Raw genomic sequence first — 15,700 nt, forward strand, 5'->3', positions numbered from 1 at the left:
AATTTGCTTTCCGTAGAAGGTGACTTCACTGTTGAAGCAAGCTATATGCCATCCGTTCTCAGGAGTGGATTCGAGCGGCTGCAGGCAAACCCGGGCGCTTGGAGCGTCTATCGGCGAAAAATCTGTAGCCAAGCCCTTCCTTGCCAAAACTCATGAAAACAGTCTTGCTTTGCGCGACCGCCGGAGATGTTCGCCTGCAAGCGTCTGGTCAAAGCCCGTTCTGCGTCCCTCAATAGCAAACTGCATCATCTCGCCATCAATGTGATGAATGACTGTCGGCCTGCCGACATCGAATGGAAGTACCGAACCTGACGAAGCGCGAGGTTCGTAGCATCTAGCGCAAACAAGAGCGGCTGTATCGCCGCGACAACAGATTGCGCTAGTAAGGCCAGATGCTCGCGGCTGCCAAACAAGGTGCGAGTGATCATAGGCTACGGCGCTTTGCGCATTAAGGCGCTTGAAGCGGCGGTAGATCACCATGCTCGAGGGTTTGCCGGATCCTGAACGTTTGAAAGTCAAGCAGGCTCGCCGTCGGCGGCGATTGGGGCTTGAACTCTACGTAGCGTCAGGTTGTACAGTCTGGATCATACATGCGGCGATCACTCTGAAGCTCCATGATCAGAAGGAGAGACCTCAATGTCTCAAGATCTTAGGTGCGTTAGGTATGTGGCTGTGCAGGCACGACCCAATTTGTCGCGGATGTGAGGGCATTGGCGAAGAATTGACTGAGAAGCAAAACTTTCAGTCGCAAGTATCAAATGCCGGTAGGTCTTCCAATGGCAATGGATCAGCCCAATTTCGATCCCGATGTGCCGCACGCGACCTTGCCGGGGGGGAGTAGTACGCGAAGGGCCGTTGCTCTTCCGATGAGGCAAGTTGGCTTTCGTTTCTCTTGGACTGTTTTCGGTTTTAGCGATGCCACTCAGGAGCGGGCGCTCTGCTGCAGTTGGCAAGGTTGGGCCGGTGTGAGTAATGCACGAGCTCGGAGCGGCGTGCGATGGGGTCTCTTTTGTTCAGGCATCGATCTCGTCGGCCGGCTTTTTTGAGCGGGAGTCTACATGGTCGGCGCACCGGAGTGTGACTCTGGGTCGGCTATGAAGAGTTACGTCATCTAGGGAGAGTGGTGTGGAGCCGGGTTATAACGATCCGAACTATTGGATGCGCTGGTATGCCGAGCAACAAGAGCTGCAGCGAGCGCGGCAAGAGGCCGCTGCCGAGCCTGCAGATCAAGCTGGCTTCGAGCAGCAGTTGGACGAGCTGCAACTCCACTCTTCTGAGGAGAGTTCGCCTGAGGCGAGTTCCCCCGAGGCTCCAGCCGCCCGGTCGCATGAAAATATCCACCGTACGGATATTGGTGGTTCGATGCGGATGCCGCCCAGGTCCAACCTGCGGGACAGTTCCTTCAGCAGCACGCGTTATAGCGTCGATGTTCCGCATGCTCATCTTGGCTCGGCCGCAACCGATTACCAATCTGACTTGCGGGACAGGCCATTCAGCAGCATGCGCTACACAGCGCCGTCGGAAGTACAACCGGAGGCGCGGACCAAGGAGAGCAAGTCCCGTGGACTGTTCTCGCGGGTCAAATCAGGGCTCGGCAAGGTCTTTGGAGGAAGTCGCCGGGAGAAGTCGTCCGGGGGCTCGTCCTCCGACGCCGTCTATTCAGAGCTCCGCATGGATTTCGCAAAGCGCAGTCGACCGTCCGAAGAGGACCTGGAGCTGATTGAAGAGTTCAAGACGGCATTGGGTAGCGCGAACCGTAAGACCAAGACCATCGAGAACTACGTGACGGCGCTTCGAATGTTCAGCGAGTTCGTCCGACCCAAAGGCATCACGCTAAAGAACCTGCTTGGCAACGCTGATCGGCTAGCCGCCTATAAAGATGAATTCATGAAGGTGGCCAGCGCCAATAGCAGGAACTATGTGGGTGGAGCATTGGAAACACTCCAGAATTTCCTGGCTGGAAATCCCATTCCGGCCCCAGCTTTTGTGAATACGCGAGAGCAACCGATGCATCCCCAGGACGAGCGGATGATCCGCCAGTTCGTGGAAAACGTCAAAGACTACAGAATTACTCCCGATGGTACCAGAGGCCGCGGGACTGGAAAGGTCCCGGCTGCTACGATCAAGTCCAATGTGCAGGCGCTCAACACGTTCGCTCGTTGGCTCCGAGCCCAGAATAAGGGGCCATTGGCTCTTCGGGCGTTCAATGAACCAAGGTCGCTAGCCGCCGACATCGACGAATACATCGAAGCTGGTGGCGATGATCGTGACCGCCTCAGCGCGGCACTGTCTCACCTGCGCAGGATCGGGGCTGACGGGCTCCAAGCTGTCGGTGCCGGGGCCCGCCTGATGGGGCGCGAAACATTGTCGGCTCATCCGGAGGACATCTCCACGATCGATGACTTTTTGACCGACGCTCTGTCCAAGCTTGGATCTGACGCGACCAAGAAAGAGAAAGCCGCCGTTTCGACGATGGTTTCCCGGCTACGCTCTTTTAGTGATTGGCTTCAAAGGGAGGGCATGCCGAGCATCATGGACCGAATCGGCGGCAATCCTGCGCAGCAATCGTCATTGAACGCAGATTATGCGGCGTTCAGTAAAGCCACAAAGCGGACGGCCCCACTCGATCCATTTAGAGAATACCTAGGTCTCGAGCCCCAACAAGGATTTCGCCCTTACGACGACGACGCCCGCCTCATCGCGGGCCTCGCCAACGAAGAGCTGAGCAAGCTCGACCCGAGTTCCCAGCACAGAAGAAAAACCATTCAAGGTACTGCCTCGGCGCAACGCAAGTTCAGCGACTGGCTCCGCACAGAGGGTAGGGAGAGCATCGCGAGCCGAATCAACGGCAACAATGAGCAGCAACGCTCGCTGGATGCAGACTACCGGGCTTACGCCGAAGCCAAAGGGAAATCTGGCGTGACTCTCAAGAAGCTCAGGCAGTATGCGCAAGTCGTCGAGGCAAACAGAGCGCTGGGTGTACCCTCTCCTCAGCAAAGAGCAGGCTCGGATTCAACCTCCATCCCGACCTGGATGCGAGATTTGCCGACGCCGCCGTCCGAAAGTGAGTGGCCGCCGGTGTTAGGCCCGTTGGGTCAGGCCGGCTTGCAGGAGCCGGCTGGGTCGAGCTCGACTTGGTCCCCACAACTGCCGACCTATTTCGACTTTCCAACGCCGAAGGGTGAGCCAGCTCGGTCCTCAGACATCTATCGGGGTCTCGGTTCTTTGGTTGGCCTGCCGTCCACACCGCAGGACATGCGTGACGATGCTCAGTCAGGGCCGGTGCAGAGCCCTGCCGGCAGACCTCCGTTCTTCATCGGGCCATCAGGCGTACCTCAAGAGCTGGAGGATATCGGATATCTCGTCGGCGAGGATTGGCAGCATGGCTCACAGCCGGTGCCGGATTTTCTGCTCGATGTACTGGACAATAAAATGCTGTTGCCGAGTTCGCGAATGGCTCCCCAGCCGGTCTCCATCAACGGGGAGGCCTACTCCATCACGTTGGGTCCGCGAGGACGCCGCGACGCTCAGCTGATCCATCATGCTGGCCCATCCTCGGCTCCTAAGGCCAGGGTCGGCGGTTCGGCTGCGAGCGCCTCTGCCGGCGACCGCAGCGGGCGGGTGCTCGGAGCCAGGGACTGGCTGGGCGACGAGCATATCCAGCGGGACTACGAACTCCTGGCGCACGAGTTGTGGGCGAGCAATCCAAATCTTGCCGCCCGGACCCGGTTTGTAGACCCTCTCATGGCCTTTCGGGTGGGCCAGGGTACCAACGCCGACGCGCTATCCGCATTCCATCAGATTGTCGATGATCCCAATGGTAACGACACAGCCGACTTTCTGTTCTTGCCGGTGAATGACGCCAGCACCATGGACCTCGATGACCGCGGGTCCCATTGGTCGTTGCTGCTGGTGGACCGCCGCGATCGCAACAATCCGGTCGCCTACCACTACGACTCCGCCCGGGGACGCAATGACAGACCCGCAGCAATGCTCGCAGCGCGGGTGGGAGCCGGAGACAACCTACAAAACGCCCCCATACGCCAGCAGAGGAACGGCTACGATTGCGGTGTCTTTGTGCTCGACGGTACGCGGGCGCTGGCCAGGCGGTTAGCGGGAAGACGTCCGCCAGACCTGAACCTAAGTAATCTCGTCGTCGACCGGCAGGCACTGCAGAACCGACTGAGGGGTTGATATCGGCGGAACCGGCAGCTGGTTGAACTCTCGCCATAGAAGGTCCGCAATCGGCACGTTCGCAAGGCATCGCGGTGGCGCAGAGCGTGGGAGCGGGCGCAAGGGCTAAGGCTGTTTTCGGAGGCGGCGAAAGAGCCCGACGGGCGATTTCGGAGACGACGTGGTCGACAGTCTCACTGTCGTCATCAAGCGATCCGGTATCGTCGTCCCCAAATAACCGCAGCTGGGGCTGAAGGCCCCGCTGCGCGCCAGGCGCGTTGAGATCTCGCACCACCACTGCTCCAAGGATTGACGATCACAAGGCAGCAGCGTGCCAACGCCCGCGGTGAAGGTTCGCCAGTCGGCAAGGCATTTTTTCGGAACGGCTGTCAGGACTGGTACGCCTCGGGTGATCGCGTCAACGAATTCGGCGCGCAGGCCCCGGCCAGCGGCTTCTTGTTTGGCGAATTTGTTGATCACAAGAAGATCGATCTTGTTGCGAAGTGCCTGGGAAACGACAGCTGCGGCCTCGGCAAGCCCATTTGTATCGAGATTACAGGACATAGCTCCGCTGCCGAGTGGCTGGGAAATCAAGATCTCTTGTCCTGTCGCAACGTCGATTGCGAGCATGACGTGCGTGCCGTTTGCGCACCTCGCGTGTCGCTGCACGATGCCGCCGATGCGTACGCCTTGCTGCGCGATGTCCTGCGCGAAATCGGCGAGTAGCCTATCCACATCATCTTTTGGACGGTAGAGAATAGCCCCCACACTATTCGGATCTATCTCATCCAGATTATCGATCATGGCCCGGGTTCCTGTTGATGTGTTTCTCGTATCGGGGCATAGCTGTCGAACGCTCTCATGCGGATCGTGGCAGGCGTTGCAAGCACCGCTCGGCAGCCGCGAGCGGAACGGCGCGCGCGACCTCCGCAAAAACGTTCGCTCCATTGCTGAGCCGTAGCGCGTCAAAGGAGCGGCGCGTGATGCGCGCCAAAAGCGGCACGCTAGAACGGCCAGTTTCAAGAGCCAGAACCAAGGTGACCTCCGCCTCGTCGAACGGCAGAGAGGCTTTGATGCGTGCCGGAAATACATTGAGGATAGAGCTTGCCCGTGGGGGCTCGCACGCGATGCTGACATCGCCGGCTGCGATGCGCAGCCGCAGTTGCGCGCCCGGTCTAAGCGGCACTCCAGGTATCAGAAGGCGCGCCCCGTTGAGGCGGAGCATGATCAGCCCATAGCGTCCATCATAGCCGCCGACCAAGGTATCAAGGCAGACTGCCGCTTCGCCGCGCCTGGCAAGCGCCGGATCGCTCTGAACGACATTAAGCGGCCCGGCCGCAGTCACGACGCCATCTTTCATCATGACAAGATGATCGGCAAAACGCTCGATATCAGCGATATCATGGGTGATGTAGATCATCGGCAATGGGAGCTTTTCCCGCATGCGCTCGAGAAATGGCAGGATCTCGCATTTGGCGGAGCGGTCGAGCACAATGAGTGGATCGTCCAGCAAAAGTAGCTGAGGTTGGCCCAACAGCGCGCTGCCAAGGGCAAGTCGCTGTCGCTCGGCCGCGGAAAGATGTGATGGCGAACGCTCGAGCAGCGGCGACAAGGCGAGCAATTCGACCACTCCATCAAAATCGATTAGTGCTGGTGTCGATTTTGACGCCTTGTATAGGAGGGTGTGCCGTACAGACCAATGAGAAAGAGGAATTGGTGGTCGGAATACATATGCGACGGGACGCAGATGAGGCGGTCGAAACGTCGTCTCATCCTGCCAAATCTCTCCATCGACCGCACAAAATCCAGTCGGCACATGCTGCACGCCAGCGATGCAGCGCGCGAGTGTGGTCTTGCCGCACCCGGGCGGACCAAAAATTGCTGTGACGCCTTTGGCCGGCAGGCTGAATTGCGCATCTAGCGGAATGTTTGCGAGAGAGCCATTGAAGGCAACCTCAATATAGCCCGTTTTTGCTTCTCTCATGAACCTGCGCCTGTGCTGTATCGTCCCGTCCAAGTCACGAGCACAATCGCTGCAATGCAGATGATGGCCATGCCTGCGACAATCCAGTCTGTGCCGCTCCAGCACGGCGTCTCTGCTGGCGTGAGGGCATCAGCTGCGGCGGCGGAATCGGTGTTAAGACCAGAGGCTTATTGAGTATCCCTGCGCCGCGAGGATTGTGACAATCGGACGCTGCCCAGTGCGCTTGCCAATGAGAGGCAAAGTGCCTGTCCAGCAGCGGGAGGTTCTCAGCCTGCTTGGCCGGGCCGAGGGCTTCTGCTGAATGTCCAAATCGCGCGGCTTGAGAGGTTTGGCGGTAAACATGTCGGCTTACGCCAGAGCTGAATACTGGCTCGGAGCCGGAAATCCTCATCAACGATCCCAAAGCTTTGGTAGCCGATTTGAAGTTTGCGCCGGTCGCCATCGCCTCTGCATTCTCCGGTGCGAGCAGCATCAAAGCCAGATCGATCAGGATGAATCGAATAAGCCTCATTGGACCTCCGGCTCCGCCGCGACCGCTTCCTTCGCGGCAACTGGGTCAACCTTACCCAGCAATCCGCGTGCCGCTTCAAGGAATATCCGCGCGGCTAGCGGCAACGGAGACTTTGTATGGGTCTTCACCCGGCGTCTTAAATCAGGGCATCTTATTGTATGGCTTTGGACGCTCGCGTCACCAATCGCACATGCGAAAGTTACGAGATGGAAACCGAGGATGATCCATCGCCTCTCGCATTGGAGATGGTGCTTTGGCGAATATGCGGCCGTAAAACTCGTCAATAATGCACAACTCCATGCCATCCGATTTGCCGCACCTTCCGATCTGCGCGGAGGAGAAGGTCGGCGGCCGGGCGCTTGGAAAAAGGGCTGATGTGAGATGATATGCGGTGCCCGTGAGCTACGGCAGAGCGTCTTCCTAGCAGCACCGGTTGCGGGCGGATTTCAGGGCGCGCGCGCGGACCTTCGTTGCAATGCCAGGTGACCAAGGATTGAGCTGCCAAAGATGGATAATTTGAAGGTCCCTAAGGAATTCTTGCGTCAGCGACGGACGGGTTGAGCGAAGCTCGCGATTTGGCCCTGCTGAATGATCCAGCTTGGACGGCGACATCGCCTGATTTCGTTGCGGCAGTGCTATCTTCCTCGCTAATCACAACGTAGCGTGTCGCTATCGTGAAGGCCTATTTGTCTAAGGAGGGCTTTGGGGTTGCAGTGGTGCGCGTGGGCAGTATCGGGTAATCGATCTTTGGCAGCTGCCCGGTGAGCGAATTCAGAAAGGCGACAATTTCGTCAGCTTCTTCATCGCTGAGCTTTGCGCCAAGCTGAACCTCACTCATCACGCCAACCGCTTGCTTAAGACTCCAAACCTGACCAGAATGGAAATAGGGCGGGCGCAATGCGACGTTGCGCAGCGGCGCCGAGCGGAAAACATACTCGTCGCCGAGATCCTTGGTGACGGCAAAACGACCCTTGTCCTCCCTCGGAAGCAGGCTTTCGGCTGGCTTTTCAATCATGCCGAACGGGAAGTAATCCTGTCCACCGACGTTGATTCCGTTGTGGCAAGAGGAGCATCCCTTTTCGATGAATAGCTTTAGCCCGGCTTTCTGCTGATCGCTGAGAGCATATTCATCGCCATCGAGGTACTGATCGAAGGGGGCGGCGGGAGTAATCAAGGTCGCCTCGAAAGCCTCGAGGGCCTTGGCGAAATTTTCAAAGGTAACGGGCGCCGCATCGTTGGGAAAAGCCTTACGGAACATAACCACATAATCGGTCATTGAATTCAATGTTCTGAGCACGCGATCGGGCGTCGCATTCATTTCGACGCTGGCCTGGACAGGGCCTGCGGCCTGCGCCTTAAGATCCGCCGCCCGCCCATCCCAGAACTGCGCTACGTTGAAGACCGCGTTATAGACTGTTGGCGCACGACGTGACCCCAGCTGCCAGCGATGACCAATCGACGTCGGGCCGGCATCTACCCCGCCCGTCCCAAGGTTATGACACGTGTTGCAGCTAATAACCCCGCTCGCCGATAGCCTCGGATCGAAAAACAAGGATTTGCCAAGTGTGACCTTTTCATGGGTGATAGGATTGTCCTTCACCGCTGGAACGACTGAGGGAATCGGCTTGAAAATCCGCTTGGCGGCGCGCATCAAATCCTCATTGGCGCCTGCTGCTGGCGAAACCAGAATCGCTGTGGCCACAACACTTAACCTGCCGGCCATGGAAAGCTCGCGTACCGCTAATTTCCTCATGTGAAGTCTCGGTTTTTCTCCTAGACCGTGGAGTCGCGAACATAGCGCGCGGTCCGCGTCCGTCCGCAGAAAGACCTGCAGCAGTCAACGACGAATGGTGTCTTCCGTGTTTCGGCTAGGCTGCACCCAGCCTGACGCTCTGCCGGTGTTAGTAGCAACCGGCGTGCCAGCGAGGCTCAAGGTCGAAGCTGCTGAGCTGGTTTCAAGCAATTGCGCACCGTGAATAGCAGCAGGCGGCTTGACGCTGTCGAATCGCGGTACGTGACAATTGCAACAATCACCGTCCAGCCACGGTATCCTGGCCTGTCGGTCCAAACCTCTGTGCTTCTCGTAAACCCATCGTACCGAACTTTGACTCTGCAGGTCAGCCGGTTGGGACCGCGAACAAAGCGAGCTGCGCCGACGCGGCTTGTCGCTGATCGTCTCGATGCCTGCCCTTTGAGCCTTCAAGCCCCACACTAGGTTGACCGTCATCCACCAACATCGGTGACGTTCCTACCCGCGGGTAGTTGGTCAGGCGTGCAGTTGTCGGGAGTGCGTCCTACTGCCCCCAATGTGGGTATGCCCGTCTCAGGACGTATTCATACATGCCGGACGCTCAAAGTGCTTGAATCGACCGTAGCGTCAGGTTGTAGGCATTGCGAAGCTGAACACCATATTGGGAACCAGCATCGCCACACAAGCGCTAAACGGCGGATCTCTGTTGTATCTAGGTCTTCGCAAGGAGCGTGTTGCGCGTGGCACGACGATGATTCTGGGGACCGTAATCATTGCGGCTGCCCCGCAACAGCGCGACCGCGGCTGCCGACCCAATCCGGTAAACAGATTACGCTCGCGGGGCAAAGAATTATAGTGAAGGATATGCGGCTTAAGACAGGTTTGGTGAATCAAGAGCGGCGAATGAGCCGGGTTTGCAATACGCATCGCTGTGCAGCCGCTCTCGCTGTGATCGTGATCGCGATCGCAGCCACGTGGTGCGCAGGACACGCTCGTGCGCGAGATCGGCGGGCCGAGCAAGTTTTGACGTCGTGCAGACCAGACGTGATGCGCTTCTGTGACCGCTTTACAGGGCGTGGCGATGTGGACGTAGCCATGTTTTGTCTTAGGGACAATTTCAAGAACTTGCGCGGCGAATGCCGCCGCATGATGCCAACCGCGGCGGAGAGAAGCGACGGACCGAGACGACGTCTCAACAGGCTTCCGGTCGTCCTCCATCGAGAGTGAGGCGTCCGAGCGGCAGTTGCAGAAATCGAGCGACAGTGAGGTGTTCAGACCGACGGGCGCCGAAGTTTGACCAGCTTGGTGGCCGAAAGTCGATTGGGCTGGAAGTATCAGCCAGCCGAGCCGCAGTTCATCTATCAGGGGGGCTGAGCTCCGTGAATCGATTGGCCTCGATCACCGATCGACAGTGCGCCCACGCGTGTTACGAGGCTGTAATGCGCTCTGAACGTCGATTTCGTACTGCAGCAGTTGCGCTCTATTCAGCGCTGCAGCCATTCGCCGACTTTGAGGCCGTCGTGAGATTGCCATCGGCTCGCTGTAACTGGTCGGGAGGACAATCTGCGTAAACTGTGGTGGTTAGGGCCGGACATATGCAGGAATCCGTGCTGCCCATCAATCTATAGCGTTGTGGTCGGCAACCAAGTATTTTCCGGCAGGTGGCTAACTCGGCTATATCTGGCAAAGATCGCCGGAATGTTAGCGTTGGAGGTGTGTTCGATCGCGGTCTTCCTCAGATTTCTCAGCTGGGGATTAGCTTGGTCTCGACTGCCGGGCTCAAGCTACCGATAGAGCTAGGAAACCTCCGTTAGCCGTCCATCAACTTCCCGAAGGAACCGCTCGATGCCATTGCGGCGTTCTCGATGGGCGCTTCAGGGGGGTCGCTTCGCCCGATCGTGGTGCTCTTGGTCGAATACACTTTAGGGCTCAAGGTCAAAGGAAACGCCGTCGACAAGAGCCGTTCAAAGGCAGAAAGCTGTTCAAGCAGACGCTTCTCAACGGCCTTGCGCTCCGCGCCAGGTAGGTCCCTTCTAAGTAATCGACGGCAGCGCCAGATTTCACTCCGCAGCCATCTGATCTCACTTAATGTATCATCAATTGAAGTCATCACAGATGTAGTTCACTTCGTCCCTGGAGTATCAAGCATGGCGATCGTCATCGAGCAGCCATTCCTTCGCTCCGCATTCCTGCTGAATAATTGCATCCGAGGACTTGCGACTTCCCGCCCGTTCTTTCGGCGAGTCGTTCGATGTATGCAACTCAACCCTTATCATCAATATCACCCTACACCGCGCGTGTGACGAGAAATCGCGGTAGATCCTCGCGTTTTCACGGCGCTGCGATCGTGTGCCTTGCACAATTCCTGCGCTCCACAGGATTGATTGGTGCGCGAACAAAAACCGAGAACCGGAGAGCGGTTAAATCCATGTCCGGACACGCAGACGGCTCAAGCAGGACGCTCAACGCATATCCCCATGCTCGATGGCAGTGGAATTGCAAGCGTTTGACGGTTTTGTTGCCTGTTCAGGCGCTGGACCTGACTTGGGCCACAGCTCGCGACTCGAAACGTAGCGATGTCGAGCTCTAGCGGCCCAAGCGGCGGAAAGCGGTGGCGGCTTCATGCAATCGCCTCCTCTCTGATCCTGATCAGTCCCGCGCTGCTACCGGGCATTCGCAATCGCTTACCCAAAAAATAATTTATAGGCGAGGTGGACCTCATCAACGACATGGGAAAGCCATGGGGGCGATTGTTTGAGGAAGGCGAGCCAGCCTGACTGCGATCCCCGGCACGCGCTACCCAATCGCCGGGATTGGGATCTTGGCAATCCGACGCAAATGTCGGCTAGACGCAGCGTCGCGCCAAATGAGCATTCCACGGACAATCATTGCTATCGACATCCTCTGTGCACACTCGGCCTCAGAAGACCGATTTAATGGCTTGAATCTCACGCTGCGACAGGTTGTAGGCTTGCTGATGAGTAAAAGATAAAGGCCCGCTTGGCAGGCGTTGATGGCGCGTCGCAAATGGAGATCGAGGGGGGTGGCCTGCTGATTGCCACTTTTTTCGCTTGCGGGCGATGGCCAGGAAAGCCATTTGCATCGTCGGCACGGGGCGCCGGGCCAGCCATTGTCAAGTACACTGACCAGTTGGAGCCGCGAGATGGCATGGATGATGGAATGATACAGGCAGCAGAATATGGCTGACCCCACCTGTAATCGGGTTTTTAGCGGTCCAGCGAAAGCGCGCTGGGTGAACAGCCCGCGCTCGCAAGCAAGTACTCCAACGGAATAGACGGTTCATTATCTGGCCAGAGGCGATGACCGGCAGCACTGATGGCCGCACAGAGCGCTGCGGTGAAAGCTCGGAAGGTTTTATGTCCTTTCAAACCAGCCTCACGAGGGCGCCAGGCGAAATCGATCGCGCCAGCGACATCGTTGAATTCTCAACAGTGGTGGTCACGCGCGACAAGCAACTGCGCAACGTCGATCATTCGGTGTTCCAGCAAAAGGCGGCGGTTGAGTTTCAATCTAGATTTCTGCCGAGGTTCGAGGAAAGCATCCGCGCCGGAAGATCGTGGGGCTACGCCACGACATGCAACGCGTTGAGTCGAAAGGCTGGACGCCGGCCGGGACGTTTGCGAGAGAATAGCTTCTCGTGTGTCGCAACTTGACGACGTTCTGATTGGGAAGGTCGGAATTAAGGCCTTTCCATATTTGCAGCATCATTCGGTCGGCACTCCAAAAGAGCGGAATGCCGCTGTGGAGCTATCACAATCGCGCAACTCACGCTTTCTGAAGCCGTACGCCTGTGCTGAGGAGAAGCGGTCTGAGCTGTGAGGTAACCGACCAAATAAATCTCTCGATAGCAGCTTTCAACGGGCATGAAGCTGCAGTGTCGAAGATGACTATCCTTCGCAGCGACACTCTCGCGATGTGGCGGCCAAAAATTACAGAACTGAACAAAAAGTCAGAAGGACTATGTCTTGAGCCAGGCGGAGAATGACGTCGTCGAGCACATGCTCTCGTCATTGACGACCAGCTTGTTGCAGAATCGTATCGCGCCCTCTGACGAGCAGGTGATGCATCATTTTGGGTTAGCCTGCGAGAGAGCGGGACTGATCGCGACGGAGGAGATAGCAATACGAATATTGAAACGTGTTTCACGCGAGATCAACGAGGCGCAGTCGATGCTCGAGTTCATTGGTCGCGGTGCAGATCAACTACATTGAGGTCGACATACAGAAACTCTGTGTCGCACCAGTGCGGATGCGGCTGTTTGATCATTCAGTCGAACGCGTAAGGATTAAGTGCCGCCTCATCAGCGCTTGCCCGTCGAGATCTGCGACGGTGAGAGCCGAGGGGGAGGGCCGGTCTTCGTGGCGGATGTCAAAATGGCTGAGAACTCGTCATCGGAGAAATTTAGCGAACCCGTGTTAACGTCGGGTGCGCGCCTTCTCGTAGATAAGGCCGAGCGGCGTTAGGCGCGATGGGCTGTACACTTTTTAGCTCAGCTATTTACATGAGCGCTTGAACGCAGGGGGAAGTGAGGCCGCCTCGCCGCAAGCGACAGCAAAGTTGCCGGCCTAAGCGTCCCGCTGCCGGCGTGCCGGCACCCGGCACCAGTCGGCCCAGCTCGAAGTGATTCGTCTGCGGAGCGCTGAGCCTAAGATTGAGAAATTGATTGGGGCCGTCCAGTTTCGTCGCTCCGCGGTCCGTCAGCTTATCGACAGCTGGCTCTCCTATCACCGATACTCGCTGGCAGGCCCGGCTCAACGGGCGCAGATCTGGCAGGGGACACCGGGATAGACTCCAATATCAACCGATCCACCAGCGAGACTTCGCCTGGATTCGCTGCACCGTCTGAAGTTACTCGGTAGCACTCGCAGCAGCGTATTCGCGCCAGCCGTGCGTGACGGCCCCGCTGTGTCACCTCATTGCAGTTAGCGGGTGGAGCGTCATCCATGGTGGGGGATTACCGGTTCCGCCCCGGCGCGTTCGCTTCATTTTGCTAAGGAAGAGACGACATCGATGAATACAGAACAGCTCGGCACTGGTACGCCTTCCGCAACTTCCGATTCGGAAAGCTCCGAACCGGGCTCTCCGGCCGTATCGCGTGGGGAGAGGCCTTGACGGACGTGCAGGCGTCCGCTGCCGAGGCGGCTGCCTCGCAGGACGAGGTGTTGACGGACTGGGCTGCCGAAGACGGGCAGGGGCAACATGAGGATCGGCAACAGGCGGTAAGTCGAACGAGGGCTTGGCGGGGCACGGGCGATCTCAATGAGCCGCTAGATCTGTCGTCTCTGTCCTTGACCGCCTTGTCGGCGTCCATTCTGGTCGGGTTGCGACGCCTGAATGTCGACGACAATCAGCTCAACAGCCTGCCCGAGACCATTCCGGTCAGCATCCAACGGCTCTACGCTAGCAATCGGCTCACCAGCCTACCCGAGCTTCCACCTGGCCTGCGCCGGCTCGATGCCATCACTTGGCAGCACTTCGCCCATGAAGCGGGGGCCGCGGACTATGCACGCTTCCTCGACAGGCTCCGGGGCACCGTGAACTAGGCAGGCAGCCGTCAGGCCGCGTGTGCGCGAGCAATATTTCGGGTTGGCTTCGGGAGCGAACGCGAGCTGCGAAGATCGCATTACTTTGGTCTGGAACGGCATGCAGACCGCACGCCTAAACGCTGATGTCGAGGACGGCTTCTATGACGGGCGACTGGGCGAACTGCTCCAGCACGGCCGCGTCATGTTTCGCTTGGAAGCGCTGGAGGGGATCGCGCGCGAGAGGGGCAACTCGCTTCGTCGTGCCGATCCCGACGCGGACGTCGATGAAATCGAAGTCTACCTTGCCTACCAGACCCAGCTGCGCGAGCCGCTCGAGCTGCGGCACATCGCTCCGGACATGCGGTTCATGAATGTCTCTCACGTGACCAAGGACGATGTGGCCAGCGCTGAGGCATCGGTGCGGAATCAGCAAGCGGTGGAATTTCCGGACTATCTGGCAACGCGCTGGCAACCGTGGGAAAGCGTGACGAGGCGCATCGCGCCCGAAGATTATGCTGCCATGCAGGAGTGGCTCGTCGACGCGATGGGCGAAGAGTCTCAAACCCGTCTGAATCTCCGACTGGCCCAGCAAGGTTTGACAGGCGACGCCGATACCGATGCCGAGCGGGTGCCCAGATCTCGAAACGAGATCGCCCGCGAGATCGAATGCGCGGTCATGCACCAGGTGCTCGGGAAACTCGGCCTTGATCTATGAGCGCTCTCTGATGGAAGGGATCGTCGATCCGCCTGCCGCTCACAAGGTGAAGACAGTCATCGATCCTTTCGAGGACGGGCGTGCCTGCATGAGCCATTCGGCGAATGAGCTGCCGTCAATTGCCGGTCGCGTTGTTCGTGCGGACGATCACGGTAAAGATGCGCAATCCACTGAAGAGTCGTATACCGCAATTCATGCGTTCGCGTCTCGTTGAGAACGCCATTGAAGACTACTCATAGGCCGGACGAACAGATGGCGAGCCTATCGGAATCTCAAGTAGCCCTTGTGCAACGTAGACTGTCGATATCCGTCCCTCGAGATCGATAGGACTTTCGCAGCATCACACTCGAATCCAGGTCGCGAAACATGCTGTAATTCCGTCGGATCCATTGATGCAGCTCGGTGGACCAGTCCTTCTCGTTGCGCAGATATCCAGTGAACGAAAAGCTAACCCGGTCTATATATCTCTTGAGGAACAGCGGAAGTGCGGGAATTCGAAGCACCCGCTCGCCATCCATCGCTTCAGGTAATCCGCCACGCAGCACGAATTCATTGTGGACGGTGACCAGCGACGCCGGTGGAATTCGCCGCCGCAGCATTTCATAACCGCGAAAGGAGATGCGGTCAGCGCCCGCGACGAAGAGGATGATGGGGGCGACATAGCAGCGCGCCGTCTCCTTCATGAAGCCGATCTCTTCGCACATCCTGAAGAATTCGTCGAAGGCGTGAAAGCCGAGATCGATCACCTTGGCTACCCGGTCGTGGATAATAAGAGGGTCCATCAGCTGCATCTTGCCATAAGTGTCGATCACATCCGCGGTCTCCGTGATGTTGGGGAGGTAGTCGAGCAACGACGGCTCTTTCAAGTTGACGTCAAACGACAGTGCTGTGCCGTTTTTCAGCAACAAGAACTCGCTCATGGCCCGAGCGATGAGAGTTTTACCGACCTGCGGGCTAGGAGAGCAAATGATGTAGATGGGGGTTGCTAACATAGCCAGCAGATCAATTTCGTTTCGTACGT

11 protein-coding genes are annotated in these 15,700 nt (G+C 57.9%); 6 read left to right on the forward strand and 5 right to left on the reverse strand.

Annotation, left to right across the window (positions count from 1 at the left end; genetic code table 11):
• Positions 1-1,125: 1,125 nt before the first annotated feature.
• Positions 1,126-4,194, forward strand: a complete 3,069-nt coding sequence (locus MTR72_RS21575; protein ID WP_341510926.1) for a Ulp1 family isopeptidase — start codon at positions 1,126-1,128, stop codon at positions 4,192-4,194.
• Between the two features lie 105 nt (positions 4,195-4,299).
• On the opposite strand, the gene MTR72_RS21580 is transcribed toward MTR72_RS21575, so the two are convergent.
• The 4 genes from MTR72_RS21580 to MTR72_RS21595 all read right to left on the reverse strand — a co-directional run bounded on the left by MTR72_RS21580 (position 4,300) and on the right by MTR72_RS21595 (position 8,421).
• Positions 4,300-4,977 carry a DUF2478 domain-containing protein gene (locus tag MTR72_RS21580; RefSeq protein WP_341510927.1) on the reverse strand — a complete coding sequence of 226 codons (678 nt, stop codon included), beginning with the start codon at positions 4,975-4,977 and terminating at the stop codon, positions 4,300-4,302.
• A 55-nt stretch (positions 4,978-5,032) separates the two neighbouring features.
• Positions 5,033-6,157, reverse strand: coding sequence for a molybdenum ABC transporter ATP-binding protein (modC, locus tag MTR72_RS21585; protein ID WP_280968667.1), 1,125 nt, complete (start codon positions 6,155-6,157; stop codon positions 5,033-5,035).
• A gap of 34 nt (positions 6,158-6,191) precedes the next feature.
• On the reverse strand, positions 6,192-6,668 hold the full coding sequence (locus MTR72_RS21590; RefSeq protein WP_280968668.1) for a hypothetical protein: 477 nt from the start codon (positions 6,666-6,668) through the stop codon (positions 6,192-6,194).
• Positions 6,669-7,350: 682 nt separating this feature from the next.
• On the reverse strand, positions 7,351-8,421 hold the full coding sequence (locus tag MTR72_RS21595) for a cytochrome-c peroxidase (RefSeq protein WP_280968669.1): 1,071 nt from the start codon (positions 8,419-8,421) through the stop codon (positions 7,351-7,353).
• Between the two features lie 3,317 nt (positions 8,422-11,738).
• Between MTR72_RS21595 and MTR72_RS21600 the strand changes: the two genes are divergently transcribed.
• The 5 genes from MTR72_RS21600 to MTR72_RS21620 all read left to right on the forward strand — a co-directional run bounded on the left by MTR72_RS21600 (position 11,739) and on the right by MTR72_RS21620 (position 14,893).
• Positions 11,739-12,092 carry a hypothetical protein gene (locus MTR72_RS21600; RefSeq protein ID WP_280968670.1) on the forward strand — a complete coding sequence of 118 codons (354 nt, stop codon included), beginning with the start codon at positions 11,739-11,741 and terminating at the stop codon, positions 12,090-12,092.
• A gap of 312 nt (positions 12,093-12,404) precedes the next feature.
• Positions 12,405-12,650: a hypothetical protein gene (locus tag MTR72_RS21605; RefSeq protein WP_280968671.1), complete on the forward strand. Its 246-nt coding sequence runs from the start codon at positions 12,405-12,407 to the stop codon at positions 12,648-12,650.
• 897 nt (positions 12,651-13,547) lie between these two features.
• The gene (locus MTR72_RS21610) at positions 13,548-13,982 is read left to right on the forward strand and encodes a hypothetical protein (protein WP_280968672.1); all 435 of its coding nucleotides are present in this window, start codon (positions 13,548-13,550) and stop codon (positions 13,980-13,982) included.
• Between the two features lie 22 nt (positions 13,983-14,004).
• A complete protein-coding gene (locus MTR72_RS21615) occupies positions 14,005-14,679 on the forward strand; it encodes an NEL-type E3 ubiquitin ligase domain-containing protein (RefSeq protein WP_280968673.1) in 675 nt (224 codons plus the stop codon).
• Between the two features lie 10 nt (positions 14,680-14,689).
• On the forward strand, positions 14,690-14,893 hold the full coding sequence (locus tag MTR72_RS21620; protein WP_280968674.1) for a hypothetical protein: 204 nt from the start codon (positions 14,690-14,692) through the stop codon (positions 14,891-14,893).
• Between the two features lie 58 nt (positions 14,894-14,951).
• On the opposite strand, the gene MTR72_RS21625 is transcribed toward MTR72_RS21620, so the two are convergent.
• Complete coding sequence (locus tag MTR72_RS21625) at positions 14,952-15,671, reverse strand: hypothetical protein (RefSeq protein ID WP_280968675.1); 720 nt, start codon at positions 15,669-15,671, stop codon at positions 14,952-14,954.
• Positions 15,672-15,700: the final 29 nt, after the last annotated feature.

The organism is Bradyrhizobium sp. ISRA442 (genome assembly GCF_038085055.1).
GTDB lineage: Bacteria > Pseudomonadota > Alphaproteobacteria > Rhizobiales > Xanthobacteraceae > Bradyrhizobium.